The 24,003-nt window shown below is 63.2% G+C and carries 26 protein-coding genes; 12 read left to right on the top strand and 14 right to left on the bottom strand.

What is annotated here, in order from left to right; genetic code table 11:
- Positions 1-86 precede the first annotated feature (86 nt).
- Together AC2FNZ_RS17090 and AC2FNZ_RS17085 are read left to right on the top strand one after the other, a co-directional pair.
- Complete coding sequence (locus AC2FNZ_RS17090) at positions 87-770, top strand: GntR family transcriptional regulator (RefSeq protein WP_093964408.1); 684 nt, start codon at positions 87-89, stop codon at positions 768-770.
- A gap of 75 nt (positions 771-845) precedes the next feature.
- A complete protein-coding gene (locus AC2FNZ_RS17085) occupies positions 846-2,243 on the top strand; it encodes an aspartate aminotransferase family protein (protein WP_496841356.1) in 1,398 nt (465 codons plus the stop codon).
- Positions 2,244-2,294: 51 nt separating this feature from the next.
- Here the strand turns inward: AC2FNZ_RS17085 and AC2FNZ_RS17080 are convergent, their stop codons facing one another.
- Both AC2FNZ_RS17080 and AC2FNZ_RS17075 read right to left on the bottom strand, forming a co-directional pair.
- Positions 2,295-3,608: a lytic murein transglycosylase gene (locus AC2FNZ_RS17080; RefSeq protein WP_496841355.1), complete on the bottom strand. Its 1,314-nt coding sequence runs from the start codon at positions 3,606-3,608 to the stop codon at positions 2,295-2,297.
- 65 nt (positions 3,609-3,673) lie between these two features.
- A complete protein-coding gene (locus AC2FNZ_RS17075; protein WP_170588555.1) occupies positions 3,674-4,387 on the bottom strand; it encodes a helix-turn-helix transcriptional regulator in 714 nt (237 codons plus the stop codon).
- Positions 4,388-4,470: 83 nt separating this feature from the next.
- Here AC2FNZ_RS17075 and AC2FNZ_RS17070 point away from each other — a divergent pair, with 83 nt between their 5' ends.
- Both AC2FNZ_RS17070 and AC2FNZ_RS17065 read left to right on the top strand, forming a co-directional pair.
- A complete protein-coding gene (locus tag AC2FNZ_RS17070; RefSeq protein WP_093964218.1) occupies positions 4,471-5,169 on the top strand; it encodes a glutathione S-transferase family protein in 699 nt (232 codons plus the stop codon).
- Positions 5,166-5,552 carry a DUF1801 domain-containing protein gene (locus AC2FNZ_RS17065; protein WP_093964217.1) on the top strand — a complete coding sequence of 129 codons (387 nt, stop codon included), beginning with the start codon at positions 5,166-5,168 and terminating at the stop codon, positions 5,550-5,552. Before AC2FNZ_RS17070 ends, AC2FNZ_RS17065 begins: the two co-directional genes overlap by 4 nt.
- Here AC2FNZ_RS17065 and rnr read toward each other — a convergent pair.
- A complete protein-coding gene (gene rnr, locus AC2FNZ_RS17060; protein ID WP_496841354.1) occupies positions 5,543-7,807 on the bottom strand; it encodes a ribonuclease R in 2,265 nt (754 codons plus the stop codon). The two genes, AC2FNZ_RS17065 and rnr, sit on opposite strands and share 10 nt — an antisense overlap.
- 65 nt (positions 7,808-7,872) lie before the next feature.
- Positions 7,873-9,012 carry a succinyl-diaminopimelate desuccinylase gene (gene dapE / locus AC2FNZ_RS17055; protein WP_496841353.1) on the bottom strand — a complete coding sequence of 380 codons (1,140 nt, stop codon included), beginning with the start codon at positions 9,010-9,012 and terminating at the stop codon, positions 7,873-7,875.
- Positions 9,013-9,212: 200 nt separating this feature from the next.
- Here dapE and AC2FNZ_RS17050 point away from each other — a divergent pair, with 200 nt between their 5' ends.
- Positions 9,213-10,271, top strand: coding sequence for a transporter substrate-binding domain-containing protein (locus AC2FNZ_RS17050; RefSeq protein ID WP_496841352.1), 1,059 nt, complete (start codon positions 9,213-9,215; stop codon positions 10,269-10,271).
- Here the strand turns inward: AC2FNZ_RS17050 and AC2FNZ_RS17045 are convergent.
- On the bottom strand, positions 10,268-10,615 hold the full coding sequence (locus AC2FNZ_RS17045; protein ID WP_093964213.1) for a DUF8846 family protein: 348 nt from the start codon (positions 10,613-10,615) through the stop codon (positions 10,268-10,270). The genes AC2FNZ_RS17050 and AC2FNZ_RS17045 overlap by 4 nt on opposite strands.
- A 136-nt stretch (positions 10,616-10,751) precedes the next feature.
- Here AC2FNZ_RS17045 and AC2FNZ_RS17040 point away from each other — a divergent pair, with 136 nt between their 5' ends.
- Positions 10,752-11,183 (top strand): GFA family protein, encoded by a 432-nt coding sequence (locus AC2FNZ_RS17040; protein WP_496841351.1) that lies wholly within the window; start codon positions 10,752-10,754, stop codon positions 11,181-11,183.
- A gap of 72 nt (positions 11,184-11,255) precedes the next feature.
- On the opposite strand, the gene dapD is transcribed toward AC2FNZ_RS17040, so the two are convergent.
- The 3 genes from dapD to AC2FNZ_RS17025 all read right to left on the bottom strand — a co-directional run bounded on the left by dapD (position 11,256) and on the right by AC2FNZ_RS17025 (position 13,765).
- Positions 11,256-12,083 (bottom strand): 2,3,4,5-tetrahydropyridine-2,6-dicarboxylate N-succinyltransferase, encoded by an 828-nt coding sequence (gene dapD / locus AC2FNZ_RS17035; protein ID WP_170341233.1) that lies wholly within the window; start codon positions 12,081-12,083, stop codon positions 11,256-11,258.
- A gap of 119 nt (positions 12,084-12,202) precedes the next feature.
- A complete protein-coding gene (locus tag AC2FNZ_RS17030; protein WP_093964210.1) occupies positions 12,203-12,802 on the bottom strand; it encodes a GntR family transcriptional regulator in 600 nt (199 codons plus the stop codon).
- Between the two features lie 45 nt (positions 12,803-12,847).
- A complete protein-coding gene (locus tag AC2FNZ_RS17025; protein ID WP_496841350.1) occupies positions 12,848-13,765 on the bottom strand; it encodes a threonine/serine dehydratase in 918 nt (305 codons plus the stop codon).
- Between the two features lie 79 nt (positions 13,766-13,844).
- On the opposite strand from AC2FNZ_RS17025, the gene AC2FNZ_RS17020 reads away from it, so the two are divergent.
- The gene (locus tag AC2FNZ_RS17020; RefSeq protein ID WP_496841349.1) at positions 13,845-14,687 is read left to right on the top strand and encodes an LOG family protein; all 843 of its coding nucleotides are present in this window, start codon (positions 13,845-13,847) and stop codon (positions 14,685-14,687) included.
- A gap of 3 nt (positions 14,688-14,690) precedes the next feature.
- Positions 14,691-15,797, top strand: coding sequence for a cystathionine gamma-lyase (locus AC2FNZ_RS17015; RefSeq protein WP_496841348.1), 1,107 nt, complete (start codon positions 14,691-14,693; stop codon positions 15,795-15,797).
- A 3-nt stretch (positions 15,798-15,800) separates the two neighbouring features.
- Here the strand turns inward: AC2FNZ_RS17015 and AC2FNZ_RS17010 are convergent, their stop codons facing one another.
- Positions 15,801-16,184, bottom strand: coding sequence for a hypothetical protein (locus AC2FNZ_RS17010; RefSeq protein ID WP_093964407.1), 384 nt, complete (start codon positions 16,182-16,184; stop codon positions 15,801-15,803).
- A 179-nt stretch (positions 16,185-16,363) separates the two neighbouring features.
- Here AC2FNZ_RS17010 and AC2FNZ_RS17005 point away from each other — a divergent pair, with 179 nt between their 5' ends.
- From AC2FNZ_RS17005 to AC2FNZ_RS16995, 3 genes are all read left to right on the top strand, one after another.
- Positions 16,364-17,293, top strand: coding sequence for a DnaJ C-terminal domain-containing protein (locus AC2FNZ_RS17005; protein WP_496841347.1), 930 nt, complete (start codon positions 16,364-16,366; stop codon positions 17,291-17,293).
- Positions 17,290-17,634: a hypothetical protein gene (locus tag AC2FNZ_RS17000; protein ID WP_093964205.1), complete on the top strand. Its 345-nt coding sequence runs from the start codon at positions 17,290-17,292 to the stop codon at positions 17,632-17,634. Before AC2FNZ_RS17005 ends, AC2FNZ_RS17000 begins: the two co-directional genes overlap by 4 nt.
- An 84-nt stretch (positions 17,635-17,718) precedes the next feature.
- The gene (locus tag AC2FNZ_RS16995) at positions 17,719-19,398 is read left to right on the top strand and encodes a U32 family peptidase (protein WP_496841346.1); all 1,680 of its coding nucleotides are present in this window, start codon (positions 17,719-17,721) and stop codon (positions 19,396-19,398) included.
- Here AC2FNZ_RS16995 and AC2FNZ_RS16990 read toward each other — a convergent pair.
- The 5 genes from AC2FNZ_RS16990 to AC2FNZ_RS16970 all read right to left on the bottom strand — a co-directional run bounded on the left by AC2FNZ_RS16990 (position 19,380) and on the right by AC2FNZ_RS16970 (position 22,822).
- Complete coding sequence (locus AC2FNZ_RS16990; RefSeq protein WP_496841345.1) at positions 19,380-20,000, bottom strand: cytochrome P460 family protein; 621 nt, start codon at positions 19,998-20,000, stop codon at positions 19,380-19,382. The two genes, AC2FNZ_RS16995 and AC2FNZ_RS16990, sit on opposite strands and share 19 nt — an antisense overlap.
- 216 nt (positions 20,001-20,216) lie before the next feature.
- The gene (gene rlmN / locus AC2FNZ_RS16985) at positions 20,217-21,404 is read right to left on the bottom strand and encodes a dual-specificity RNA methyltransferase RlmN (protein ID WP_496841344.1); all 1,188 of its coding nucleotides are present in this window, start codon (positions 21,402-21,404) and stop codon (positions 20,217-20,219) included.
- A gap of 89 nt (positions 21,405-21,493) precedes the next feature.
- Positions 21,494-21,871, bottom strand: coding sequence for a lysozyme inhibitor LprI family protein (locus AC2FNZ_RS16980; protein ID WP_170588535.1), 378 nt, complete (start codon positions 21,869-21,871; stop codon positions 21,494-21,496).
- An 87-nt stretch (positions 21,872-21,958) separates the two neighbouring features.
- On the bottom strand, positions 21,959-22,126 hold the full coding sequence (locus AC2FNZ_RS16975; RefSeq protein ID WP_496841343.1) for a hypothetical protein: 168 nt from the start codon (positions 22,124-22,126) through the stop codon (positions 21,959-21,961).
- 162 nt (positions 22,127-22,288) lie between these two features.
- Positions 22,289-22,822, bottom strand: a complete 534-nt coding sequence (locus AC2FNZ_RS16970) for an invasion associated locus B family protein (RefSeq protein ID WP_170342134.1) — start codon at positions 22,820-22,822, stop codon at positions 22,289-22,291.
- Between the two features lie 179 nt (positions 22,823-23,001).
- On the opposite strand from AC2FNZ_RS16970, the gene AC2FNZ_RS16965 reads away from it, so the two are divergent.
- A complete protein-coding gene (locus AC2FNZ_RS16965; protein ID WP_496841342.1) occupies positions 23,002-24,000 on the top strand; it encodes an asparaginase in 999 nt (332 codons plus the stop codon).
- The last annotated feature ends 3 nt before the right edge of the window (positions 24,001-24,003 follow it).

Here is a 24,003-nt window from a genome sequence, read left to right as displayed (position 1 = left end):
GTTTTGCGTTTTTCCTCGATACGTCGTATGGTTTCACGGGGCAAGAAACCTGACAAGCCGGGAGCATTGGGATCGGGGTGAACCAATTGGATTTGATCAAAAATAAGGCATCTGCTGCAGTGACCCAGACCGAAAAACGACCGGCACATGAACAGGTGTACCAAACACTGAAGTCGCAGATCATGTTCGGCGATCTGGTGCCGGGACAACCGGTCACGATCCAAGGCCTGACCGATTCGCTGGGCGTGGGCATGACCCCGGTGCGCGAGGCCATCCGGCGCCTGATCTCGGACGGTGCGCTGATCTTTCAGGGCAACCGGCGGGTCAGCGTTCCCCTGCTGACTGCAACTGACGTAGAACAGATGATTTTCGCCAGAAATGCCGTAGAATCAGAGCTTTCCCGGCGCGCGGCAGTCAACATGACCACGGCAGATATCGACCAGCTTGAAAAGATCGACGAACAGCTGGATCGCACGATCGCCGACGGGGACGTTGGCGGCTATCTTCGCCTGAACCACGCATTCCACGAAAAACTCTATGACCACGCCGGCGCGCCGATTCTAAAGGATCTGGCCGAGCGCCTGTGGCTGCGATTCGGCCCGTCCTTGCGCGTCGTCTGCGGGCGCTTCGGCACCCAGAGCCTTCCGGACCGGCACAAGGACATCATCGATGCCCTGCGCGCCAGCGACGCTGAAAAAGTCGCAAAAGCAACGACCCAGGATATCGAACAGGGCATGGAACTGATGGCCGAGGCGCTGGCGACCGAATAGGTCAGCGCGATTCGATTGACAGGAAAAAATTTGATCATATTGTGACGGCAACCGCTGTTTCAGGAGTAGAGACCGATGTCGACCATCACCAACCACATGCCGACCGCCGAATTGCAGGCTCTGGACGCGGCGCATCACCTTCACCCATTTTCGGCCAACGGCGCACTGGGCAAGGAGGGCGCACGCGTCATCACCCGTGCCAAAGGCGTTTATCTGACCGACAGCGAGGGCGAAGAGATCCTGGATGCCATGGCCGGTCTGTGGTGCGTGAACGTCGGCTATGGCCGCGACGAACTGGCCGAAGTGGCGGCGCGTCAGATGCGCGAACTGCCCTACTACAACACCTTCTTCAAAACGACCCATGTCCCTGCCATCGCGCTGGCGGCGAAACTGGCCGAGTTGGCGCCGGGTGACCTGAACCATGTCTTCTTCGCCGCCGGCGGGTCCGAGGCCAATGACACCAACATCCGTCTGGTCCGCACCTATTGGGCGGAAAAGGGCCATCCGAACAAGAACATCATCATCAGCCGCCACAACGCCTATCACGGGTCAAGTGTGGGGTCGGCCTCGCTGGGCGGCATGGCCGGCATGCACGCGCAGGGCGGCATCCCGATCCCGAACATCCACCACATCAACCAGCCCAACTGGTGGGCCGAGGGCGGCGACATGACCCCCGAGGAGTTCGGCCTGGCCCGTGCACGCGAGCTGGAAGAGGCGATCTTGGAACTGGGCGAAGACCGCGTCGCGGCCTTCATCGCCGAGCCGGTCCAGGGGGCGGGCGGCGTAATCGTCGCGCCCGACACCTACTGGCCGGAAATCCAGCGAATCTGCGACAAGTACGACATCCTGCTGATCGCCGACGAGGTGATCTGCGGCTTTGGTCGCACCGGCAACTGGTTCGGCTCGCAGACCATGAACATCCGCCCGCACATTATGACCATCGCCAAGGGGCTCAGCTCGGGTTATACGCCCATCGGTGGCTCGATCGTCAATGACGAGATCGCCGAGGTGATCGGCGGGACCGAGTTCAACCACGGCTATACCTATTCGGGTCACCCGGTCGCGGCGGCCGTTGCGCTGGAAAACCTGCGCATTCTGGAAGAGGAAAAGATCGTCGAGCATGTGCGCGATGTCGCCGCCCCCTATCTGAAACAGAAATGGGAGGCGCTGGTCGAGCACCCTCTGGTCGGCGAAGCCAAGATCGTGGGCATGATGGCCTCGATCGCGCTGACGCCGGACAAGGCCAGCCGGGCCAAGTTCGCCTCCGATCCGGGCACGGTCGGGTACATCTGCCGCGATCGCTGCTTTGCCAACAACCTGATCATGCGCCATGTGGGCGACCGGATGATCATCTCGCCGCCGCTGATCCTGACCCCGGCCGATATCGACGAGATGTTCGTGCGCATCTACAAGTCGCTGGACGAGGCGCAGGCCGAGATCATCGCCCAAGGCTTGATGAAAGCGGCCTCGTGAATTCAGGAAAATATCGGAAATGGGCGGTCCGGCAGGGCCGCCCTTTTTCGTTCAACGCATCCGTTCCAGCAATTGCACGGTTGCGTACCCATCCGGCAAAAGACCACGCGCCATCTGATAGGCCCGCAGCGCATTGATGGTGTTCGGACCGATCCGCCCGTCGATGGCCTGCGTGTCGAACCCGGCCAGGGTCAGGCGCAGTTGCAGTTCCTTGCGTTCGGCAAAGCTCAGCACCCGTTCGCCGCGCGGCCAGCTTGCGCGGAACGGGCCTTGCCCGGCCAGCCGGTCTGACAGGTGGCCGATGCCGATCACATAGGCATCGGCGCCGTTGTAGCGCTCAATCACGCTGAAATTGTCAAAGATCATCAAGGCCACGCCACCGCTGCCGGCCGGCAGCAGGATCGAGGCGGGTCCAAAATCTGCGATGCCACCGCCGTTTGCAGCGCGGACGCCGCGTGCGGCCCATTCCGAGGGCAGCAGACTAACGTCCCGACTGGCGCTGGCATAGTCGAAACCTTTCGGCAAACGCACCTCGACCGCCCAGGGCTGACCTTTGGTCCACCCGAACTTGGCAAGGTAGGCGGCAGCAGACGCAAGCGCATCCGTAGGATCGTCCGACCAGATATCGCGGCGTCCGTCGCCGTCGAAGTCAACCGCATGCTCGAGGTATGAGGTTGGCATGAATTGCGTGTGCCCCATGGCGCCCGCCCAACTGCCCGTCATTCGGTCCGAAGTGATGTCGCCGGCCTGCACGATTTGCAATGCCGCCAGCAACTGCGATTCGAAAAACTGCGCACGTCGCCCGTCATGGGCCAGCGTTGCAAGCGACCGGATCGTCTGGCTGCTGCCCCGATACGTGCCGTAGGACGTTTCCAGCCCCCAGACCGCAACCACCACCTCTTTTTCGACCCCGTACCGGGCTTCGATCCGGTCCAGCGTATCCTTGTACTGCACCAGCGCCTTGCGCCCATTCGCGATGCGCAGGTCTGACACGGCCGAATCCAGATACTCCCAGATCGGTTTCGAGAACTCGGCCTGACTGCGATCACGCTTGATGGCGTCAGTGTCATAGGTCAGGCCGGACAATGACTGGTCCAGGACCTGTGGCCGGATACCTGCCGCAACGGCCCGGTGCCGGAAGGCGTTCAACCAGGTCTCGAAGCTGGTGTTGCCTTCGACGACCACCCGGTGCATGCCGGTGGTCGGCCTTGGCACCGGCCGGATCGAAACCGTCAGATCGGCCGACGCCAACTGGATCGAATCCAGCGCCGGTCTGATCTGTGGTCGTTTGGTTGTATTCGAAGTCTCCGCCTGCAAGATGGATGCCCAAAATGCGGCGGCCACAAAGCCACACACATATTTCATGATTCAGGTTTTCCTGATTACTGCTCGCAGACAGGGTACCCCAGATTGCGCAAATCACAAAGCGCTCAGGACTGGCTCTCTTGATCTTTTGCTTCGCGCTCGGCCCGGATCTTGGCCAGCGCGTCGCGCAGCAATGGCACACGGTTGGGGCGGAAACTGTCCTGGGTGACGGACATTGCGCGCATCCGGTCCAACCGAAACACGCGAAAATCCCGCCTCAGATGGCACCAGCTGAGCAGTACGCTGGCATGATCCATGTACACGATGCTCAGTGGGCTCACGCGGCGCTGCGTGTCGTCACCTTTCGCATCGGTATAGTCGAACTCGACCACACGCTCGTCCCACGTCGCCTGCCGCAGGTCGGCAACTTCTATGCTGGGTGCGGCGGGACGGTCGAACCGGGTGGCGGTCAGGACTGCGTGGCTTAGGCGGTGGGATTGGCGGTGGGGCAACCGGCCCTGCAATTTGCGTAGTGCCGCGCCGGCGGCGTCCGACAGAGCCGGGTCTCCGATCAGTTGTACCTCGCGCAGGCCAAGAACCAGCGCCTCCAACTCGTCATCGGTGAATCCCAGTGGCGGCAGTGTCGCGTCTTCGATCAGGGTAAACCCGAACCCGGCCTCGCCATCAATGACTGCACCGAGACCACGCAGGGCGTCGATGTCGCGATGCACCGTGCGGGCCGAAACCCCCAGATCCTGCGCCAACTGCGCCGAGGTCTTGGGCGACGGGCCAGACCGCAGGGCCTGCATCAATTGGAACAGTCGGGCGGTTCGGGACATGATGTCATTCAATCTAAACCTAATGACAGAAACTGTCATTAGCCCGCGTTAGACCGGCGGCACCCCAATTTCGGAGCCCAATTATGTTGACCCTTCTTACCTACCCTTCCGCTTTCGGACTTTTCAGCGCCAGCCCCTTTTGCGTCAAAACCGCCTATATGCTGCAGCTGGCCGGGCTGCATTGGCGCCGCTCGGACATGGTTGATCCGCGTCAGATGCCGCACAGCAAGTTGCCGGTTTTGCGCACACCCGAACGCCTGGTGCCGGACAGCGACCAGATTCGCGACTGGCTGGAAGCGCAGGGCGCCGAATTCGACCGTGGCTTGAGCGATGTGCAAAAGGGCCAGTCCCGCGCGTTGATCCGCATGGCCGAGGAACATCTGTATTTCCAGATTGTCATGGACCGCTGGGCCAACGACGAGGTTTGGCCAGTTCTGCGCGACACCTTCTTCTATGAGATTCCCCGAATCGTCCGACGCCCGATCTCGAACTCGGTCCGTAAATCGGTCTTGAAAGGCCTTCGGTCGCAAGGGATCGGACGCTTCTCCGAGGCCGAACGGATGGCACGGGTCGAACGCGACCTCGAGGCGATCTCAGCCTATCTGTGGCAGGCCCCGTATCTTTTGGGGGATCACCCCACTTCGGCCGACCTCAGCGTCGGCCCGATGCTGGCTGCGATGCGGGCCACTCCGGCCGATACCCGGCTGACCCGGCGCATCAAACAGGATACCCTGCTGAACAGTTATGTTGACCGGATGGAACAGGCGATCCCCCTGCCATGAGACCTTTCGATGACCCAAACGTGGCGTCTGCCTACGAAGCATTCGCCGCGGACACCAGAAGCGGCGCCCTGGATTTGCGCGATCTGGTCTTCGCCACCGCGCAGGAACTTCAGCCGGCGGTTTCGGTGACCGAGGCTCTGCGATGGGGCCAGCCGGCCTATCTGAGCCCCAAGGGTACAACCATCAGGCTGGGTGGACACACGTCCGCCCGGTTTGCCCTGTTTGTCCACTGCCAGACCCGGCTTATCGGTGAGTTTACCTCGGCCTTTCCCGGCGCTGACAGGATTGACGGCAATCGCGCCATCCTGTTCGACGAGGTCGGACAGATCGACCCCGTCCGGCATGGATGGCTGATCGCCCGGGCGTTGACCTATCACCGCTGACGGCGCTTGCGCTCGACCTTGCGCTTGATCTTGTCCTTCTTGCGCTTGGTGCTGACCGCCTTGCGCCGTGTCGGACGACCCGACTTGCCACGACCGCCGCCGCGCGGCATGGCCTGATCTTCGATCGACAGCAGCTCCAACTCCAGCCCGCCAGTTACCGGCGTGGCCTCGGTCAGGCGCACGGTGACGCGCTGGCCGATGGCGATGGTCAGGCCGGTATCGGCTCCCATCAGGGTGCCAGCCTCGGCGTCGAAGTGGAAAAACTCGCGCCCCAGTGACCGCACCGGCACCAGCCCGTCGGCCCCGGTTTCGTCCAGTTTGACAAAGGCCCCGAACCGGGCGATGCCGCTGATGCGGCCGGTGAACTCGTTGCCGACGCGCTCGCTCAGATAGGCCGCCAGATAGCGGTCGGTCGTGTCGCGCTCGGCCATCATCGAGCGGCGCTCGGTGTCCGAGATGTGGGTGGCGGTCTCCTCCAGACGCTCGATCTCGTCGGCGGTTAGCCCGTCCTTGCCCCAGCCATGGGCCGAGATCAGCGCCCGGTGCACGATCAGGTCGGCATAGCGACGGATGGGCGAGGTGAAATGCGCGTAGTTGCGCAGCGCCAGCCCGAAATGCCCGAAATTTTCCGGGCTGTAATAGGCCTGCGCCATCGACCGCAAGGTGCTGAGATTGATCAGCTCGGCATCCTCGGTGCCGGCGGCGGCATTCAACAGCGCGTTCAGGTGACGGGTCTGCAGCACCTGCCCCTTGGCCAGATTCAGTCCGGCGGCCTGCGCCGTCTCGCGCAGGCTTTCCAGCTTTTCGGGCGCGGGTTCCTCGTGCACCCGGAACAGAAGCGGGCTGCGCTTGGCGATCAGCGTCTCGGCCGCGGCCACGTTGGCCAGAATCATGAATTCCTCGATCAGCCGGTGCGCATCCAGCCGTTCGCGGAAGGCCACGCTTTCGACCTCGCCCTTGTCGTTCAGCACGATCTTGCGTTCAGGCAGGTCCAGGTCCAGCGGCTGGCGTTCGTTGCGGGCCGTCTTCAGCGCGCCATATGCGGCATAGAGCGGCTTCAGAACGCTCTCCAGCAGCGGGCCGGTCCGGTCATTGGGGGTGCCGTCGATAGCCTCCTGCACCTCGGCATAATGCAGAGACGCGGCCGAGCGCATCAGCCCCCGCACAAAGCGGTGGTCGATCTTGTTGCCGTTTGCATCGATCCGCATCCGCACCGCGATACAGGCGCGCGGCACGCCTTCGTGCAGCGAACACAGATCGCCCGACAGACGGTCGGGCAGCATCGGCACCACGCGGTCAGGGAAATAGGTTGAATTGCCCCGCTTGCGCGCCTCGCGGTCCAGCGCGCTGCCGGGGCGCACATAGGCGGCCACATCGGCAATGGCGACCCAGATCACATGACCGCCCGGGTTTTTCGGGTCGTCATCGGCATGGGCATAACAGGCGTCGTCATGGTCGCGCGCGTCCGATGGGTCGATGGTCAGCAGAGGGATGTCCCGCAGATCCTCCCGCCCTTTCAGCCCGACGGGCTTGGCCCGGTCGGCCTCGGCGATCACGTCATCGGGAAAACCATCCGGGATGCCGTGCTGGTGGATCGCGATCAGCGACACCGCCTTGGGCGCGGACGGATCGCCCAACCGTTCCACGATACGCGCACGCGGCAGCCCCATACGATTTTTCGGCCCCGCCTGCTCGGCCTCGACCAATTCGCCATCCTTGGCGCCCAATGCCGCGTCTTCGGCCACCAGCCATTCGGTCGATCCGGCCTTGTCGATGGGCACGATCCGCCCGCCCTCGGCGCCCTTGCGGAAAATCCCCACGACCCGGCGTGGATTGGCGCCAATGCGGCGGATCAGGCGGGCCTCGTAATTGTGGTCTTCTTCATGCACCTGGGTCAGGCGGGCAAGGATGCGGTCACCTTCACCCAGCGCCGGGTCGCTGGCACGCGGAATGATCAGCACGATCGGCTCGACGCCTTCGCCATGCCATTCCAGCGGCCGCGCGAACAGGTCGCCATCGGCGTTCGGGGCCTTGACCTGCAGCACGCTGACCGGCGGCAGGCGGTCCGGGTCGCGATAGCTGCGCTTGCGCTTTTCCAGATGGCCCTCGGCCTCAAGCTCTTTGAGGATCCGTTTCAGGTCGATCCGGTCCGCGCCCTTGATGCCAAAGGCCTTGGCAATGTCGCGTTTCGAGGTGAGCGTGGGGTTCGCCGAGATCCAGTCGAGGATCTCCTGCTTGGTCGGTATGCGTTTCATGATTTCCGCCTAGCACGCCGATACGACCGCGTCATGACCAAAAAGTGGCCGGGCGCATCAATCACTCAGGCGAAATAGTCGGCCAGGATCCGGGCATAGATCGCCTTGAGCTGGCGGATCTGCTCGACCGGGACAGATTCGTCCACCTGGTGCATGGTGCGTCCGACCAGGCCGAACTCGACCACGGGGCAGTGGTCCTTGATGAACCGCGCGTCCGAGGTGCCCCCGGTGGTGGACAGCTCGGGCCGACGGCCGGTCTCGGCCTCGACGGCCCGGGCGACCAGATCCGACAGCGGCCCCGGAGGGGTCAGAAAGCTTTCGCCCGAAACTTTGATCCGCGTATCGATCTGCACGCCGAACTCGGCCGCCACGTCGGCCGCCTGCGCCTTCAGCCAGTCGCTGAGGCTGGCGCCCGAATGCAGGTCGTTGAACCGGATGTTCACCGCCCCACGGCACTGGGCCGGAATGACGTTGGTGGCCGCGTTGCCGGTGTCCATCGTGACCACGGCCAGGGTCGAAGCGTCGAAATGATCCGTCCCCCGATCCAGCTCGTGACTGGCCAGCCGGTCCATCAGGCGCGCCAGCGCGGGCAGCGGGTTCCTGGCGCGATGCGGATAGGCCGAATGGCCCTGCACGCCCGTCACTTCGAACCACGCGGTCATCGACCCGCGCCGGCCGATCTTCATCATCTCGCCCATCTCGTTGGGGCAGGTCGGCTCGCCCACCAGACAGACCGACATCCGCTCGTCCCGCGCCTGCATGTAGTCCAGCAGCGCGGTGGTGCCGTCCACCGCATCGCCTTCCTCGTCCCCCGTGACGGTCAGGATGATCGCCCCGTCGGGCGGGGTGTCGCGCACGAAATCCACCGCGGCCGCGACAAAGGCCGCCACCCCCGATTTCATGTCGGTCGCGCCCCGGCCGTACAGAATGCCATCATGGATTTCCGCGCCGAAAGGCGGGCGGGTCCATGCGGCCTCGTCGCCCACCGGCACCACGTCGGTATGGCCGTTGAACCCGAAGCTGCGCGCATGCCCCTTGTCGCCCCACCGGGCAAACAGGTTGCAGACGCCGCCGCGGTCCACCCTCGTGCAGGTGAAACCGGCCCGCGTCAGGATATCTTCCAGCAGAACCAGCGCCCCGCCCTCCTCGGGTGTGACCGAGGGGCAACGGATCAGGTCTGCGGTCAACTGGACAGGGTCAGTCATTCAGGGGCCTCGCAGGGTCGGCAGGATGTGGGTTCACGCACAGATTCAACGAATTGGCCGCAATGCCAACCCCGATCGGCGGTTTTCCGGTCGCCCAGCCTGAAAAAACGGCCAAAAGAAATCCCGGTCGATGACCTCGCGACGACCTTGCCGCGCCATGGCAAATTGCGCTAGAGCGCCGCGAAACAGGTGAACCAGCCATGACGCGCGCCCTTTTCGCATTGATCTGCCTGACCTACGCGGTCTTTGCACAACACAGTCAAGCCGAAACCCTGACGGTCACGACGGTGGAGCGTCCTCCGTTCTCGTATGTGGACGAGGGCGAGGACACCGGCTTCTCTATGGACCTGCTGGCCGCGCTGGCTGAAGAACTGGGCTGGGAATACACGGTCGTTCGTGTCGACGCATTCGGGGACATGCTGTCAGCGGTCGAAAACCGCGACGCCGACATGGCCATCGCGAACATTTCGATCACCGCAGGCCGTGAAGCCCGGATGGATTTCAGCCAGCCGATTTTCGAGGCTGGCCTTCAGATCATGGTACCATCAGACGCGGCGCGCAGTCCGTCCCTGATGCAGGCGCTGCTGTCGCGCGAACTGTTCATCGCCATCGGGCTGGCCTTTGCCATCCTGCTGGGTGGCGGCATGCTGATGTGGGGATTCGAACGCCGGTCCCAACCATATTTCGACCGCGACCTGAACGAGGCCTGGTTCCCATCCTTCTGGTGGGCATTGAATCTGGTGGTCAATGGCGGATTTGAAGAGCGGATGCCCCGGACCCCGTTCGGGCGAGTTCTGGGTGTGATCTTGGTCGTATCCTCGCTGTTCATCGTGTCGGTTTTCACCGCGCGGATCACCTCTGTCATGACGGTGGATGCGATCACCAGCAACATCAACTCGGTCAACGATCTGTACGGCAAACAGGTCGGGACAATCTCGGGTTCGACCGCAGCCAGTTTCCTGAACCGGCGCGAGGTCGAATTCACCGGGTACGAAGACCTGGATAGCATGTTGACTGCGTTCAGGGATGGGGACCTGGATGCCGTCGTGTTCGACGCACCGATCCTGTCGTATTTCGCTGCACATGAAGGCCGCAAGATTGCAGCGATGACCGGCGGCGTCTTCCTGCGCGAAAACTATGGCATGGTCTTCCCGACCGGGTCACCTCTGGTCGAGGATGTGAACCAGGCGCTTCTGGGCCTCCGGGAAGATGGCACCTATGACCAGATCTATCGCAAGTGGTTCGGCACGCGCCGCTAGGCGCCTTCGGGCTTGTCGCCGAAGAAGGGCGTCATCTGCGCAACAATAACCGCGTTTTCCTCAAGCGCCCTCTGCATCAGAGCGCGTTCGTCGGGGTCGATCTCATGCCCCTGCGCCTCGCGTTCGGCCAGGGTGCCATAGCCGGTCACGTCCAGCGGAGCCGTATCGGCCTGCTTGAGAATGGCCACGGTTTCGCGCACGGCCTCGGCCTCGTCCACGCCGCTGGCATAGCACATCAGCGCCGCGCCGGTGGCGCCTTCGGGCAGGCCGTCGCCATCCTTGCGGCCAATCTGGACCAACAGAGTATAGACCTGCTGGCGCGAGGGTTTCTTTTGCTTTTCCATGCCGTGGGCCTTAGCCGGGGGGCGGTAGATGGTCAAGCATTGCAGCTGGACGCGGTTCCCGGATGCCGTGTCGTTTTTTGACGCGCTCAAGCCCACCGTCCGGTCAGACTGGTCCCGAAAAACGACGGAGGACATCATGACCAAACGCGGCCGCTGCCTGTGCGGTGAAACCCGCTGGGAGTTTGAGGGCGCCGAAACCTGGAGCTGCTATTGCCATTGTGACGATTGCCGCCGCAATTGCGCCGCGCCCGTGGTCGCGTGGTTGGGCGTACCCTTGCGCAATTTCCGATGGACCGGTGCAACACCGCGTACTTACGCCAGTTCGAAAGGCGTCCAGCGGCATTTCTGCGCCACGTGTGGCTCTCCGATGGGGTTCGAGGCCGGCCACTATGAGGGCGGGATGCACCTGTACGCGGCCTCGCTGGAAGACCCTTCCGACTTTGCGCCAACCTTTCACGTCAACTATCAAAGCAAGCTGCCCTGGCTGGATCTGCGCGATGACTTGCCGAAATACGAAGGCACCCTGCTGCACGCGCCCGAGGATCTCGCCGACTACAAGACGGGATAGGTCGGACACTGCCCAACGAAAAAGGCCGCGGACCAGAGCCGCGACCTTTGAGACGTTGAATGATGTCTGCGATCAATCGCGCAGCAGCTCGTTGATCCCGGTCTTCGAGCGGGTCTTTTCATCCACCCGCTTCACGATCACCGCGCAGTACAGGTTGATCCCGTTCTTCGACGGCATCGAACCGGAGACCACCACCGAATAAGGCGGCACCTCGCCATAGAAGACCTCGCCCGACTCGCGGTCGACGATCTTGGTGGACTGGCCGATGTAGACGCCCATACCCAGAACCGAGCCTTCCCGGATGATGCAGCCCTCGACCACCTCGGAGCGGGCACCGATGAAGCAGTTGTCTTCGATGATGGTCGGACCGGCCTGCATGGGTTCCAGCACGCCGCCGATGCCGACGCCGCCCGACAGGTGCACGTTCTTGCCGATCTGCGCGCAGGACCCGACCGTGGCCCAGGTATCGACCATGGTGCCTTCGTCCACATAGGCGCCGAGGTTCACGAAAGACGGCATCAGTACCACGCCCGGCGCGATATAGGCCGACTTGCGCACCACGCAGTTGGGCACCGCACGGAAACCGGCCGCGCGCCACTGGTTCTCACCCCAGCCGACGAACTTGCTGTCGACCTTGTCCCACCAGCCGCCGTCCTGCGGGCCGCCGGACTGGATTTCCATGTCTTTGATGCGAAAGCCCAGCAAGACCGCCTTCTTGGCCCACTGGTTCACATGCCAGCTGCCATCGGCCTGCTTCTCCGCGACTCGCAGAGCGCCGCTGTCCAGCGCGTTCAGCGTGTCCTCGATCGCTTCGCGCTGTTCGCCGGTGGTGGCGGGCGTGATCGTGTCGCGGGCCTCCCATGCGGCCTCGATGGCGGTTTCCAGTTGGGCGTTGGACATGGGGTAACTCCGTGCTGACTCTCGTTTGGTTGGTGTTGCCTATATGAAAGCCGGGGCCAATGCGCAATGCGACGTTGGCGGGGCCATTTGCGGCCACCCGGTGCCAAAACCCGTCGGTCTCAGCTGGCGCGGCGGATATGGCGCACCAGAATCGCTGTGGCCGTGGCGGTATCGCGGCGCTTCATCGCCTGCACGATGGCGGCGTGGTCGGTGTCTTTCCGCTGGACCCAGCGGTGACGCCAATGGGCGAATAGATGGCGGGCGCTGGCGATATGCAGATCGTCGATCGTATGCAACAGGCGCGGCCGCGCGCAGGGTGTCAGGATCGCCCGATGAAAGGCGCGGTTTCGGGTTTCCCATGTGGGCATGTCCTGCGCCTCGTCGCAGGCGATGCGGGCCTTGTCGGCCGCCTTGAGATCCGCTGGTGTCAAATTCTGGATCGCATGTTGCAAGGCCAGCGATTCCAGGGCCACGCGCATCTCGATTACCTCGCGCACCTCGGCCGGGTCCAACGCGGTGACGCGCATGCCGCGCCGTGGTTCGCTGTGAGCCAGACCATGCGCCTGGAGCCGCAACAGCGCCTCGCGCACCGGGACATGGCTGGTGTCGAACGCCCGCGCGATGTGGTCCTGCCGCAGTTTCTCACCCGCAGGCAGCTCGCCCGTGATGATGCGCTGGCTGAGCCGGTCATAGATGGAATCTGCAATCGTGGCGGTCATGGAATTTTATCTATAATCCCAAGGCCCGGCCCTCAAGGCGCAAATTCAGACGGTCAGAGGGTCAGGTGCGATATTGCCCCCGCAGACCAGAACCGCGACCCGTTCGCCCGGTTCCGGCGTGTAGACGCCCGAGGTCAGAGCCGCCAGGGCCGTCGCGCCCGCTGGTTCGACCAGAATGCGGTGCGCCTGCCACAGGCGCTGCTGCGCTTCGGCGATGGCGTCATCGCTGACCAGCACCGACGTCATCCCCTGCGCCAGCCCGAAACAGATGTCGCCGATCCGCCGCGCACCCAACGCGTTGGCGGCAATGCCGGAAACGGACACATCCACGGGCGCTCCGGCCTGCAACGCCGCGTTCAAGGCACATGAGGTTTCCGGCTCGACCGCAACGACCTTGCGCGCGCCCTGAAACCAGGCCAACGCGCCCGCGATCAGCCCGCCGCCGCCCACTGCCACCAATACGGTATCGGCCTGCAAACCCTGGCTGTCCCATTCGGCGAAACAGGTGCCCTGCCCGGCCACCGTTGCTGGCGCGTCATAGGCATGGATCTGCATCGCACCCGTGCGGGCCTCGTGGCCGCGCGCCATTGTCAGGGCATTGGCATATTCGCCCGGCACAACGCTCAGATCGGCACCGATCCGTTCGATCAGGGCGATTTTGGACGGGCCGGCCATCTCGGGCACGAAGATCTTGGCCGGATGGCCCAGCGCTCGCGCCGCATAGGCCGCGGCCGCACCGTGATTCCCGCCCGATGCCGCCACCACTCCGGCCGCGGGCACATCCGTGCTCAGCAGGGTATTGAAGGCGCCGCGCGCCTTAAAACTACCGGTGTGCTGAAAATGCTCCAGCTTCATCTCGACCGGCTGCGCCAGTCCCAGCGCGTCGCTTGTCATGACCGGTGTCACCTGCGCGTGGCCATTGATGCGTTCGGCTGCGGCCGAAATTTCAGTCTTCCAATCCATTCTCGTCTTTCCGTGACTGGCACTCTGCCCGCGAACCCTATAGCTGTTTGAAAAACACGCAAGCAGGGAACCCCCAGCAATGAGAGAAGACCGCCTCAGCCCTTTCCGCGATGCGCATACCGACCGCTCGACCGCAAGCGAAGTCCCCGACACGCCGCAGACACGCTCGCCCTCGTACCGGCTGGCCTTTGCCGATGACGATTTCCTGTGCCGCGAGGAACTGCGGCCCGTGCGTCTGCAACTGGAACTGCTGAAGCCCGAAATGATCATGGCCGAACGCCAGATCACGTCGACCATCGTGATGTTCGGCGGCGCGCGAATCCCGGAACCGGCCAAAAAGGACAGCGCCCGGACGGCCACGCTGGCCGGTCTGTCGCAATACTACGACGAGGCGCGCGAATTCGCCCGGCTGATGACCGAGAAATCCAAGCAGAGCGGTTGCCGTGAGAACGTCATCGTCACCGGCGGTGGCCCCGGCGTGATGGAGGCTGGAAATCGCGGTGCAAAAGATGCCGGAGGCTGCTCGATCGGGCTGAACATCGTGCTGCCACACGAGCAGGCGCCCAATGCCTATGTCACCCCTGAGCTTAGCTTCAATTTCCACTATTTCGCCATACGCAAGATGCATTTCCTGATGCGCGCCCGCGCGATCACCATCTTCCCCGGCGGGTTCGGCACGATGGATGAGTTGTTCGAATCCCTCACCCTGATCCAGACCGGCCGGATGGAGCGCGTGCCGTTCCTGCTGTTCGGGCGCGAGTTCTGGGAGCGGGTGATCAATTGGGAAGCGCTGGCCGATGCCGGGACCATTTCCGAAGAGGATCTGGACCTGTTCCGCTTTGTCGATACCGCGCAGGAGGCGGTCGACATTATCGAGCGCTGGGAGCCCGTCCCGCCGCGCGACGACATACCGGGGCGTTGAGCGATGGCGCGCACCTCCAAGACCGGTGAGATGCTGCATCTGCGCGGCAATGCCCTGAGCAAAGGCGAACCGGTGGCGCTGCCGCTGACCCAAAGCAGCATGTTCCACCTGCCCGGCGCGCCGGACGGGCACCCGACCTATGGCCGTGTGGACAACCCGACCTGGACGCAGGTCGAGCATGTGCTGGCGCATCTCGAAGACGCACCCTGCCTGATCTTTCCGTCCGGCATGGGCGCGATATCGGCCGCGCTGTTCGCCACCGTGCGGGCGGGGTCGCGCATCCTGATCCCGTCGGATGGGTATTATGTCACCCGTCTGCTGGCCGACCGGTTCCTCGCCCCGCTGGGCGTGTCGGTCGAAGAGCGCCCCACGACCGCATTCGCGCAGGGCGGGTTCGACGGATTCGATGTAGTTTTCGTCGAAAGCCCGTCCAACCCAGGGCTCGACATGATCGACCTGGCGCAGGTTGCCCGCGACGTGCGCGCCGCGGGTGGCATCACCATCGCCGACAACACGACGCTGACCCCACTGGGACAACGCCCGCTGGACCTGGGCATCGACATCGTCGTCGCCTCGGACACCAAGGCGATGGGCGGGCATTCCGACCTGCTGATGGGCCACGTGGCCAGCCGCGATGCCCAGATCATGGAACGGGTCGAGGAATGGCGCCGTGTTTCGGGCGCGATTCCCGGACCGCATGAGGCCTGGCTGCTGCATCGCGGGCTGGAGACGCTGGATGTCCGGTTCGACCGCATGTGCAGCTCGGCGCAGCTTCTGGCCGAACGGCTGGCCGATCATCCGGCGGTCACACAGATCCGCTATCCCGGCCTGCCCTCAGACCCGTCCCATGATCTGGCCTGCAAACAAAGCACGCGGTTCGGCTTTCTGCTGACGATTACGCTGGCCTCCGAAGACCAGGCCGAAGGGTTCATCAACAATTGCCCGCTGCTGCGCCCGGCCACGTCCTTTGGCGGCGTGCACAGTTCGGCCGAGCGGCGCGCGCGTTGGGGGGATCAGGTCGATCCCGGATTCGTGCGACTTTCAGTCGGGTGCGAGCCGGTGGACGAGCTGTGGCAGGCTCTGAACGACAGCCTGAATGCGCTGGCCTGAGCCCTATTTCTTGGGCTCGCGCAGTTCGGTGAACACATAGATCGGCAGCAGAACCCCCGCGATCAAGGCGCCCAGCCACACCAGCAGCGTCGCCGCCAGCAGGTTCGAGATACCGCCCACGGTCAGCCCTGCGGCGACCAGATCGGTGATCAGCAGGCCCACGAAGGTGACCACCAGCGCGATGCCGCCCTTCAGCGCCGGCACGTTCTTTTCCCCGATCTTTAGGATCAATGGCTCGGCCACGACCTGAACCAGGGTGAACACGATCACCACCACGATGAAGGACACCGGTTTGATCGAAAAGCCGGTCAGCAACAGGCTGGCCAGCAACAGACCGATGGCATTGCCCGCCAACAGGGCCAGGGCCGACTTGATTCTGCGTGACATGCGTTTGACTCCATCCGCAACAGTTCGAAACATGCCGATATTATCAGGATGCCGGAATTTTTCGAGAAAATTCAATCTCCTCGGTATTCGGTCCTGTTGAAATTCCATGACATGACACAATCTGAAAGGTTAACTGCCAACAACATCCACTGGCGAAACCCATCTGAAACGAGAGATATATGAGCGACAATCCATATTCGGTGTTGGGCGTCTCGAAAGACGCCAGTGCCGCCGAAATCAAGAAAGCCTACCGGCGCATCGCCAAGGACTGCCACCCGGACCTCAAGCCCGGGGACGCCAAGGCCGAGGCCAAGTTCAAGGCCGCCGCCGCAGCCTATGACCTGCTGAAGGACCCCGAAACCCGGGCAAAATTCGACCGGGGCGAGATCGACGCCTCGGGCCAAGAGCGCCCGCAACAGCAATACTACCGCGAATATGCGGAAACCGCGGGCAACCCCTATCGCGCGGGCGGCGGGGTCGAGGACGACGACATGTCCGACATCTTTGCCCAGTTCTTCGGCAACCGTGGCAACGGTGGCTTCAACGGGGGGCGTGCGCGCGAGTTTCATGCGCCCGGTCACAACGTGAACTACAGCCTGCAGATCAGCTTCCTGGACGCGGTCTTCGGTGCCACGCAGAAGCTGACCCTGCCCAATGGCGACCGGATCGAGGTGAAGATCCCCGCCGGCATCACCGACGGCCAGACCATCCGCCTGCGCGGCAAGGGCGCCCCGGGCTATGGCGAGGGGCCGCCAGGCGACGCGCTGGTCACGATCCGCGTGGCCGAACACCCGGTGTTCAGGCGCGAGGGCGACGACATCCGCATCACCCTGCCGATCACCATCGACGAGGCCGTTCTGGGCGGAAAGGTCCCTGCGCCCACGATCGACGGCCGCGTGAACGTGACCGTGCCCGAGGGCACCAGCAGCGGCAAGACCCTGCGCCTGCGGGGCAAGGGCGTCAGGAAACGCGGCTCGGACAAACGCGGCGACCAGTTGATCGAGCTGAGCGTGGTGATGCCCGACAAGATCGACGACGAACTGAAGCAGTTCATGCAGAACTGGCGCAAGTCGCACAGCTATGACCCGCGGAAAGGAATGCCAGCATGACCCGTTCTCTGACCGAAGCCGAACTGATCGAAGCCGTCCAGAACCTGACATCAGAGCGGTTGTCCCGATTCCTGTCCGCCCGGATCGTGATCCCGCGCCAGTCGGACCAGGGGCTGGTCTATGAGCGGCTGGACATGGCCCGCCTGCAACTGGCCTGCGAGTTGGACGACCAGTACGAGATGGAGCCCGACGCCCTGTCGATGGTGCTGTCGCTGATCGACCAGATGCACGGTCTGCGGGCGGAGCTGCGCGAGGTGCTGCGCGCCATCGACGCCCAACCCGACCCGGTGCGCAGCCAGCTGGTCGAACGGATCGGAACAGCGCGGTTCCGCCGCAGCTAGGGCCTGCGTGCAAGGCAAGTTAGCCCTTCTGGAGTCGGTGGTTTTGCCTTAGAAGGCGCCATCGATTCAGAACCGGGTGCTGCGATGACACGGACCAAATCGGAATTGCTGATGCCTGCGGGCAATCTGCGCAAGCTGAAACTGGCCATCCTGTACGGGGCAGACGCGGTGTATCTGGGTACGCCCGACATGTCACTGCGCACCAAGTCCGAGTTTTCGCTGGACGAGGTGATCGAAGGGGTCGAGTTCTGCCACGCGCATGGCCGGCGCGCCTATCTGACGCTGAACCTGTTCTCGCACAACAAGGACATCCCCAAGCTGGATGAATACATCGACACGGTCCGCAAGGTGCGGCCCGACGGGTTGATCATCGCCGACCCCGGCGTGTTCCAGTATGTGCGCGACCGCGCGCCCGAACTGCCGCTGCATATCTCGACCCAGGCCAATATCTGTTCGTGGCTGTCGGTGAAGTTCTGGCAGGATCAGGGGGCCGAACTGGTGGTGCTGGCGCGCGAGGTCTCGTACCCCGAACTGGTCGAGATCCGCGAGAAATGCCCCGACATCCGGCTTGAGGCCTTCGTGCACGGCGCCATGTGCATGACCTATTCGGGCCGCTGCCTGCTGTCGAACTTCATGGCGGAACGCGGCGCCAACCAGGGCAACTGCGCCAACTCCTGCCGCTGGAACTATGCGCTGAAGCTGCGCCTCAAGGACGGCACCCATCAGGAACTGCGGATCACCGAGGAAAATGCCGACCTGTTCGAATTTCTGCTGGAAGAAGGCTGCCGCCCGGGTGAACTGATGCCGATCGAGGAGGATGATCGCGGCTCGTACATCCTCAACTCGCGCGATCTGTGCATCATGCCCAAGCTGGACGAATACTTGAAGATCGGTGTCGACAGCCTCAAGGTCGAAGGGCGCGGCAAGTCGGAATATTATGCCGCCATCGTCGCGCGCGCCTATCGCATGGCCATCGACGATTACTATGCCGACCCCGAGAACTGGGACCCGAAACCCTATATGCGCGAGTTGGAGACCGTGGGAAACCGCGGCTACACGCTGGCTTTTCACGAAGGGCGGCTGACCAATTACGCGCATGATTACGAACACACCGCGACCATCGCCCAATGGGAATATGCCGGGCTGGTGACCGACGTGACCGAGGATGCCTTCCTGGTCGAGGTGAAGAACAAGCTTGAACCCGGCGACGTGCTGGATTTCGTCTCGCCCATCTCGCGCGAGACGGTCCTGCTGCGCGTCTACGAATTCGAACGCGCCAGTGACCGCGCCAAGCTGGACGTGGTGCATGGCAGCACGAAAACCGTGATCCGCCTGCCATTTGCCCTGTTCGATCACGAAGACCCAGACGACCTGCGCGCCCGTTTCCCGGTATATTCGGTCTTGCGCAAAGAACGCGCCCTGACCGACGAACATTGGAGCCGCATCCGTTTTGACAAGCTGGTGCAGGGGTTGGAAACCTCGGGACGCGACAATCCCGCCGCCTATGCCCGCCGCCGGGACGAGCTGGTAGAGAAGATCGGCCAGGACGGAACCGCGCGCCGGTTCAAAACCAACCGCGTGGGCACCGAGGGCTGTTGCGGCAAGGGGTGCAACGGCTGTCTGATCTTCTGGCAGGATGACAAATACGCCCTGGCGCGCGAGGTTCTGTCGAAACGCAAGCAGGGTGAACAGCTCAGCCGGCGCGAGGCCACCGCCCTGAAACTACCCGGTGACGCGGCCCGCGATCAGTTGCCGACGCGGTAATCCTCGGGCACGAAGAACGTATAGTCGCGGTCGGCGACCGCTTCGTGGCAGACATGGCAATAGGCAACCGCCCCCGCGCGATCCCCCATCGTGTCGCCGAACAGCGACCCGTCGGGCATCACCATGACATAGCGCCAGTCGGCGGTGTCGGGGCTGGTGCCTTCGGGCAGTTTCTCCATCACGAACAGGGCGCCGGGATGCACCCTGCCCTCATCCGTGACGGTCATGCTGTCCTTGGCCAAGACCGAGCCCACGGGCAAATCTTCCCCCGGTTGCAACGTGCTATAATTGTGGGCCATCCGGTTGGCATAGCTGTTGACGTAGCGCTGCCCATGCGTGGCCGACAGGTACGGTGCGTCGTTGAAAAGCGGCCAGTTTTGATAGTTCATCAGTTGATCCAGATGCGCGGTGGCATAGCCGCGATCCATCTGTTTCTTGAGGCCGCGATAGTGCTGCCGCGCGTCTTCTTTGCTCAGGTCCGCCGGGTTCTCGATCGCCAGATGCGCCTCGAACTCGTTGGATTGCGCCCATGCAATGGCGACGCACGAGGCTACCAATGCTGCGGTCATGCAGATCGTGGACAGGTTCGTCAGTGCGTTCATGTTTTGGCCCACCCTGTTCAAGGCTTGCCTGAATTCCGCAGATTTCCCCGACAAATATGAGCGGACTGGACGAAACGCACCAGAACCGGACTGTCCAACTCACCGTCTTGTGCGCAGATTTTACGTGCGCGCAACCGCGCACCTCTCATGGATCAAGACTACCAAATCCGGCCGTAGAATCACACACCATTTGCCCGCGAACCCGCGGGCGTCAGATCAACCTTTCAGCCCGGCCTCGGCCTCGATCTGGCGGCGCGATTTGCGGGCGCGCTCGGTGGCCGATTTCAACTGGCCGCAGGCGGCCATGATGTCCTCGCCCCGCGTCTTGCGGATGGGCGAGGCATACCCGGCCTGATAGATGATGTTGGCAAAGGCCCGGATCCGGTTGTTCGAGCTGCGCTTGTATGGCGCACCGGGCCATTCGTTGAACGGGATCAGGTTGATCTTGGCCGGAATGTTATGGCGCTTGATGTGGTCGATCAGGCGATGTGCGTCCTCGTCGCTGTCGTTCACGCCGTCCAGCATCACGTATTCAAAGGTGATCCGCTCCGAATTCGACGCGTTGGGATAGCTGGCCAGCGCCTGCAGCAGTTCCTCGATGTTCCAACGCTTGTTGATCGGGACCAGAACGTCGCGCACCTCGTCCGTGGTGGCGTGGAACGAGATCGCCAGCAGGCAGCCGATCTCTTCCGCCGTGCGTGCGATTTCGGGTACCACGCCCGAGGTCGACAGGGTGATCCGCCGGCGCGACAGGGAAATGCCCTCGGGATCCATCGCGATCTTCATCGCGTCGCGGACGTTCTCGAAATTGTACAGTGGCTCGCCCATGCCCATCAGCACGATGTTGGACAGCAGGCGCGTTTCGTTCTTGGGCGCGCCCGGGGTCGGCCATTCGTCCAGATCGTCACGCGCCATCATCACCTGACCGATGATCTCAGCGGCGGTCAGGTTGCGCACCAGCTTCTGCGTTCCGGTGTGGCAGAACGAACAAGTCAGCGTGCAGCCCACCTGCGACGAGATGCACAGCGTGCCGCGATCCTCTTCGGGGATGTAGACGACCTCGACCTCGTGCCCACCGGCGATGCGCACCAGGTACTTGCGGGTACCGTCCTCCGAGACCTGGCGGGTCACCACCTCCGGGATTTCGATCACGAAATGCTCGGCCAGCTGCGCGCGATAGGCCTTGGCCAGATTGGTCATCTCGGCAAAATCGCGCACGCCCCATTGATAGATCCACTGCCAGATCTGGTTCACCCGCATCTTGGCCTGCTTTTCAGGCGTCCCATGTTCGATCAGAACCTCGCGCAGCCGGTCGCGGGTCAGGCCAACAAGGTTGATCTTTCCCTCGGGCAATTTGCGGGGAATGGTCATGACATCCTGGGTGATCGGCGCTTTGGCGGACATTGTGGTTCTCGGGCGTTCTGGCTTGGGATGCGCCTCTATATAGGAACGCCGCCAAAGATCAAAAGGATTCGTGCGAACCTGTCCGAATGTCAGTCGAGGAACCGCAACAGCTCGGTGACACGGGCCCGCCCCAACTCGACTCGGCACGAGGTGATTGCAATGCCAGTTCCGGATCCACCACCAAAAGACGCGCCAACTGCTTCGCACTGCGCATCGCGGTAGGTCTTCCAGGCTTCTTGAGAAGTCTCAAGCGCCGGCAAGGCGACAGCCCGACCCGTCACTTCGTCCAGTTCCTTCGCCGCATCGACCGCGAACCCAAAGGCCGCGACCAACGCGGCCTCGACATTGGTTTCGGCCCGACCGACGCATGTCCCGATCTCGACCTGAGATCCGGCATCGGCACATTCCAGCGCAGGGTCTGCAAATGCCGATACCGGAAGAAGAATTGCTACCCAAACCCAACGCATGTCCGTCTCCTCGCCTGTCTACCCACGGTTTCAGACAGAGCTTAGCACAGCGGCCAGGCTTGGGCACGATTTAGGTTCAGCGGGCGATCACACCCCGGCCGGCGGGATGTAACAGTCCTCGGCATCCAGTGTCTTGACCGGATCATTCGGGCCGCATTGCTCGCCCGTGACCGGATAGGTTTCGGTGGATTTCTCGCACGCGCTCAGAGTTGCTGCTGCAACAATCAGAACCGCAACAAGGGATTTGGTCGACATGTCTGGACTCCTTCTTCGTTGTCTGAACCGATTGGTTCAGAAATCGAGCCCGTCAGCCTTGATGCGGATCAAGTTTTGGTGCGGACGTTGCGTAAACGGGCGGCACAAAAACGCAAAACCCCGCCATTTTGGCGGGGCATGAGATCTGGACTGGTTGGGCAGTTACTTGGTGCAGCGCTTCTCGGCGTCTTCGATGGCTGCGGTAAAGCCCAGCAACGAGAACGTGTCCTTGGTCTGGGTGCCGCGTTCGGATCGCGCAGTCAGCACGGCCTCGGTCCCGCGCTTCATCGCCGTGACGATCTTGGCATCATCCGCAGCGCTGGCGGGCCACGCCCACTCGCCCTCGGTGAACAGTTCGAACTCGGATCCGTCGATTTCCAGATTCACCGTGGACCCGGGCGCGAATGGATAGCCTCCGGTGAATGTCACCTGACCTTTGACCTCGGCGTTGGGGCGATAGAACACGAACAGCAGAATGTCGCTGCGACGCACCGACACCACACGGCCACCGCGGGTATTCACGGTCTCCTTGGGGGCGGATACGCTCCAGCACTCGGTCGGATCGTCTTCGACGAAAACGCTCCAATCAGTCTGAGCGGACACACGGTTCGTACTGGTCGCCTGCTGGGCGATCGCTGTCGTGGCCATCCCTGCCACACAAAGGCCCGCGCATACGCGGGCGAGCATTGTTTTCATTCGTTCAGCCTCCTGGCTCGACCCACACCTCAACTCCATCCCGGAAGGCCGCGAACCCTGACGGTCCGTCTGTTGCAGTTGCGCATCCGGATGATTGCCGACATACACACACTAACGCAGGTTTCGCCACAGGCGAAAGGGCGATTGGCAGAATTTTGCGCACATTCCGGAGGGACGACATGACGCAGCCAGTACCGATGACCGAACTGTGGCGCGGACCGCTGTTGGAGAGCCTTCATCTGGGCCATGCGGTGATCTGCGACGACAGCGGTAAGATCGTGCGCAGCTGGGGCGATCCGAACGCGGTGATCTATCCGCGGTCGTCGGCCAAGATGATCCAGGCACTGCCGCTGATCACCTCGGGCGCGGCGGCCAAATACGGGCTGGCTTCCGAGGATCTGGCGCTGGCCTGCGCCTCGCACAACGGCGCGGCCATCCATACCGAGCGCGTGACCGCCTGGCTGGATCACCTGGGCCTGTCCGAGCCCGATCTGCGCTGCGGCCCGCAGGAGCCGGCCGACATGGCCGCACGCGACGGCCTGATCCTGGCCGATGACACGCCCTGCCAGATCCACAACAACTGCTCGGGCAAGCATTGCGGGTTCCTGACCCTGGCCCGGCACATGGGCGCAGGCCCGGAGTATATCGAGATCGACCACCCCGTGCAGCAGGCCTGCCTGTCTGCCTTCGAAGAGACCACGGGCGAGGACAGCCTCTGTTACGGGATCGACGGTTGCTCGGCGCCCAATTTCGCCACTTCGCTGGTGGGGCTGGCGCGGTCGATGGCGTGGTTTGCCTCGGCCGGCGACCGGTCGGACCGGGCCAGCGACGCGGCGCTGCAATTGACCCGGGCGATGGTCGCCCACCCCGAACTGGTGGCCGGCGAAACCCGCGCCTGCACCGAACTGATGCGCGCGATGAACGGCCGTGTCGCGATCAAAACCGGGGCCGAGGCCGTGTTTGTCGCGATCATCCCGGAAAAGAAGATGGGTGTGGCGCTGAAGATCACCGATGGCACCACCCGCGCCAGCGAGTGTGCCATCGCCGCCATTCTCGTCAGCCTCGGCGTGCTCGAGGCCGATCACCCGGCCACGCGCAAATTCATGAACGCCACGCAATACAGCCGCCGCGGGCTGGAATGCGGCGTGATCCGCCCCGCGCCGGGTTTCCCCGGCTGAGGG

The sequence above is a fragment of the Ruegeria sp. SAZA006 genome (assembly GCF_059613465.1).
Note: the sequence above shows the minus strand (reverse complement) of the source record. Positions and strands in the feature narration are given on the sequence as shown.

Excerpts from the sequence above, each read along its gene's own strand:
- AC2FNZ_RS17085 (WP_496841356.1), top strand. The coding sequence starts at position 846 with ATGTCGACCATCACCAACCACATGCCGACCGCCGAATTGCAGGCTCTG.
- AC2FNZ_RS17080 (WP_496841355.1), bottom strand. The coding sequence starts at position 3,608 with ATGAAATATGTGTGTGGCTTTGTGGCCGCCGCATTTTGGGCATCCATC.
- AC2FNZ_RS17075 (WP_170588555.1), bottom strand. The coding sequence starts at position 4,387 with ATGTCCCGAACCGCCCGACTGTTCCAATTGATGCAGGCCCTGCGGTCT.
- AC2FNZ_RS17070 (WP_093964218.1), top strand. The coding sequence starts at position 4,471 with ATGTTGACCCTTCTTACCTACCCTTCCGCTTTCGGACTTTTCAGCGCC.
- AC2FNZ_RS17065 (WP_093964217.1), top strand. The coding sequence starts at position 5,166 with ATGAGACCTTTCGATGACCCAAACGTGGCGTCTGCCTACGAAGCATTC.
- rnr (WP_496841354.1), bottom strand. The coding sequence starts at position 7,807 with ATGAAACGCATACCGACCAAGCAGGAGATCCTCGACTGGATCTCGGCG.
- dapE (WP_496841353.1), bottom strand. The coding sequence starts at position 9,012 with ATGACTGACCCTGTCCAGTTGACCGCAGACCTGATCCGTTGCCCCTCG.
- AC2FNZ_RS17050 (WP_496841352.1), top strand. The coding sequence starts at position 9,213 with ATGACGCGCGCCCTTTTCGCATTGATCTGCCTGACCTACGCGGTCTTT.
- AC2FNZ_RS17045 (WP_093964213.1), bottom strand. The coding sequence starts at position 10,615 with ATGGAAAAGCAAAAGAAACCCTCGCGCCAGCAGGTCTATACTCTGTTG.
- AC2FNZ_RS17040 (WP_496841351.1), top strand. The coding sequence starts at position 10,752 with ATGACCAAACGCGGCCGCTGCCTGTGCGGTGAAACCCGCTGGGAGTTT.
- dapD (WP_170341233.1), bottom strand. The coding sequence starts at position 12,083 with ATGTCCAACGCCCAACTGGAAACCGCCATCGAGGCCGCATGGGAGGCC.
- AC2FNZ_RS17030 (WP_093964210.1), bottom strand. The coding sequence starts at position 12,802 with ATGACCGCCACGATTGCAGATTCCATCTATGACCGGCTCAGCCAGCGC.
- AC2FNZ_RS17025 (WP_496841350.1), bottom strand. The coding sequence starts at position 13,765 with ATGGATTGGAAGACTGAAATTTCGGCCGCAGCCGAACGCATCAATGGC.
- AC2FNZ_RS17020 (WP_496841349.1), top strand. The coding sequence starts at position 13,845 with ATGAGAGAAGACCGCCTCAGCCCTTTCCGCGATGCGCATACCGACCGC.
- AC2FNZ_RS17015 (WP_496841348.1), top strand. The coding sequence starts at position 14,691 with ATGGCGCGCACCTCCAAGACCGGTGAGATGCTGCATCTGCGCGGCAAT.
- AC2FNZ_RS17010 (WP_093964407.1), bottom strand. The coding sequence starts at position 16,184 with ATGTCACGCAGAATCAAGTCGGCCCTGGCCCTGTTGGCGGGCAATGCC.
- AC2FNZ_RS17005 (WP_496841347.1), top strand. The coding sequence starts at position 16,364 with ATGAGCGACAATCCATATTCGGTGTTGGGCGTCTCGAAAGACGCCAGT.
- AC2FNZ_RS17000 (WP_093964205.1), top strand. The coding sequence starts at position 17,290 with ATGACCCGTTCTCTGACCGAAGCCGAACTGATCGAAGCCGTCCAGAAC.
- AC2FNZ_RS16995 (WP_496841346.1), top strand. The coding sequence starts at position 17,719 with ATGACACGGACCAAATCGGAATTGCTGATGCCTGCGGGCAATCTGCGC.
- AC2FNZ_RS16990 (WP_496841345.1), bottom strand. The coding sequence starts at position 20,000 with ATGAACGCACTGACGAACCTGTCCACGATCTGCATGACCGCAGCATTG.
- rlmN (WP_496841344.1), bottom strand. The coding sequence starts at position 21,404 with ATGTCCGCCAAAGCGCCGATCACCCAGGATGTCATGACCATTCCCCGC.
- AC2FNZ_RS16980 (WP_170588535.1), bottom strand. The coding sequence starts at position 21,871 with ATGCGTTGGGTTTGGGTAGCAATTCTTCTTCCGGTATCGGCATTTGCA.
- AC2FNZ_RS16975 (WP_496841343.1), bottom strand. The coding sequence starts at position 22,126 with ATGTCGACCAAATCCCTTGTTGCGGTTCTGATTGTTGCAGCAGCAACT.
- AC2FNZ_RS16970 (WP_170342134.1), bottom strand. The coding sequence starts at position 22,822 with ATGAAAACAATGCTCGCCCGCGTATGCGCGGGCCTTTGTGTGGCAGGG.
- AC2FNZ_RS16965 (WP_496841342.1), top strand. The coding sequence starts at position 23,002 with ATGACGCAGCCAGTACCGATGACCGAACTGTGGCGCGGACCGCTGTTG.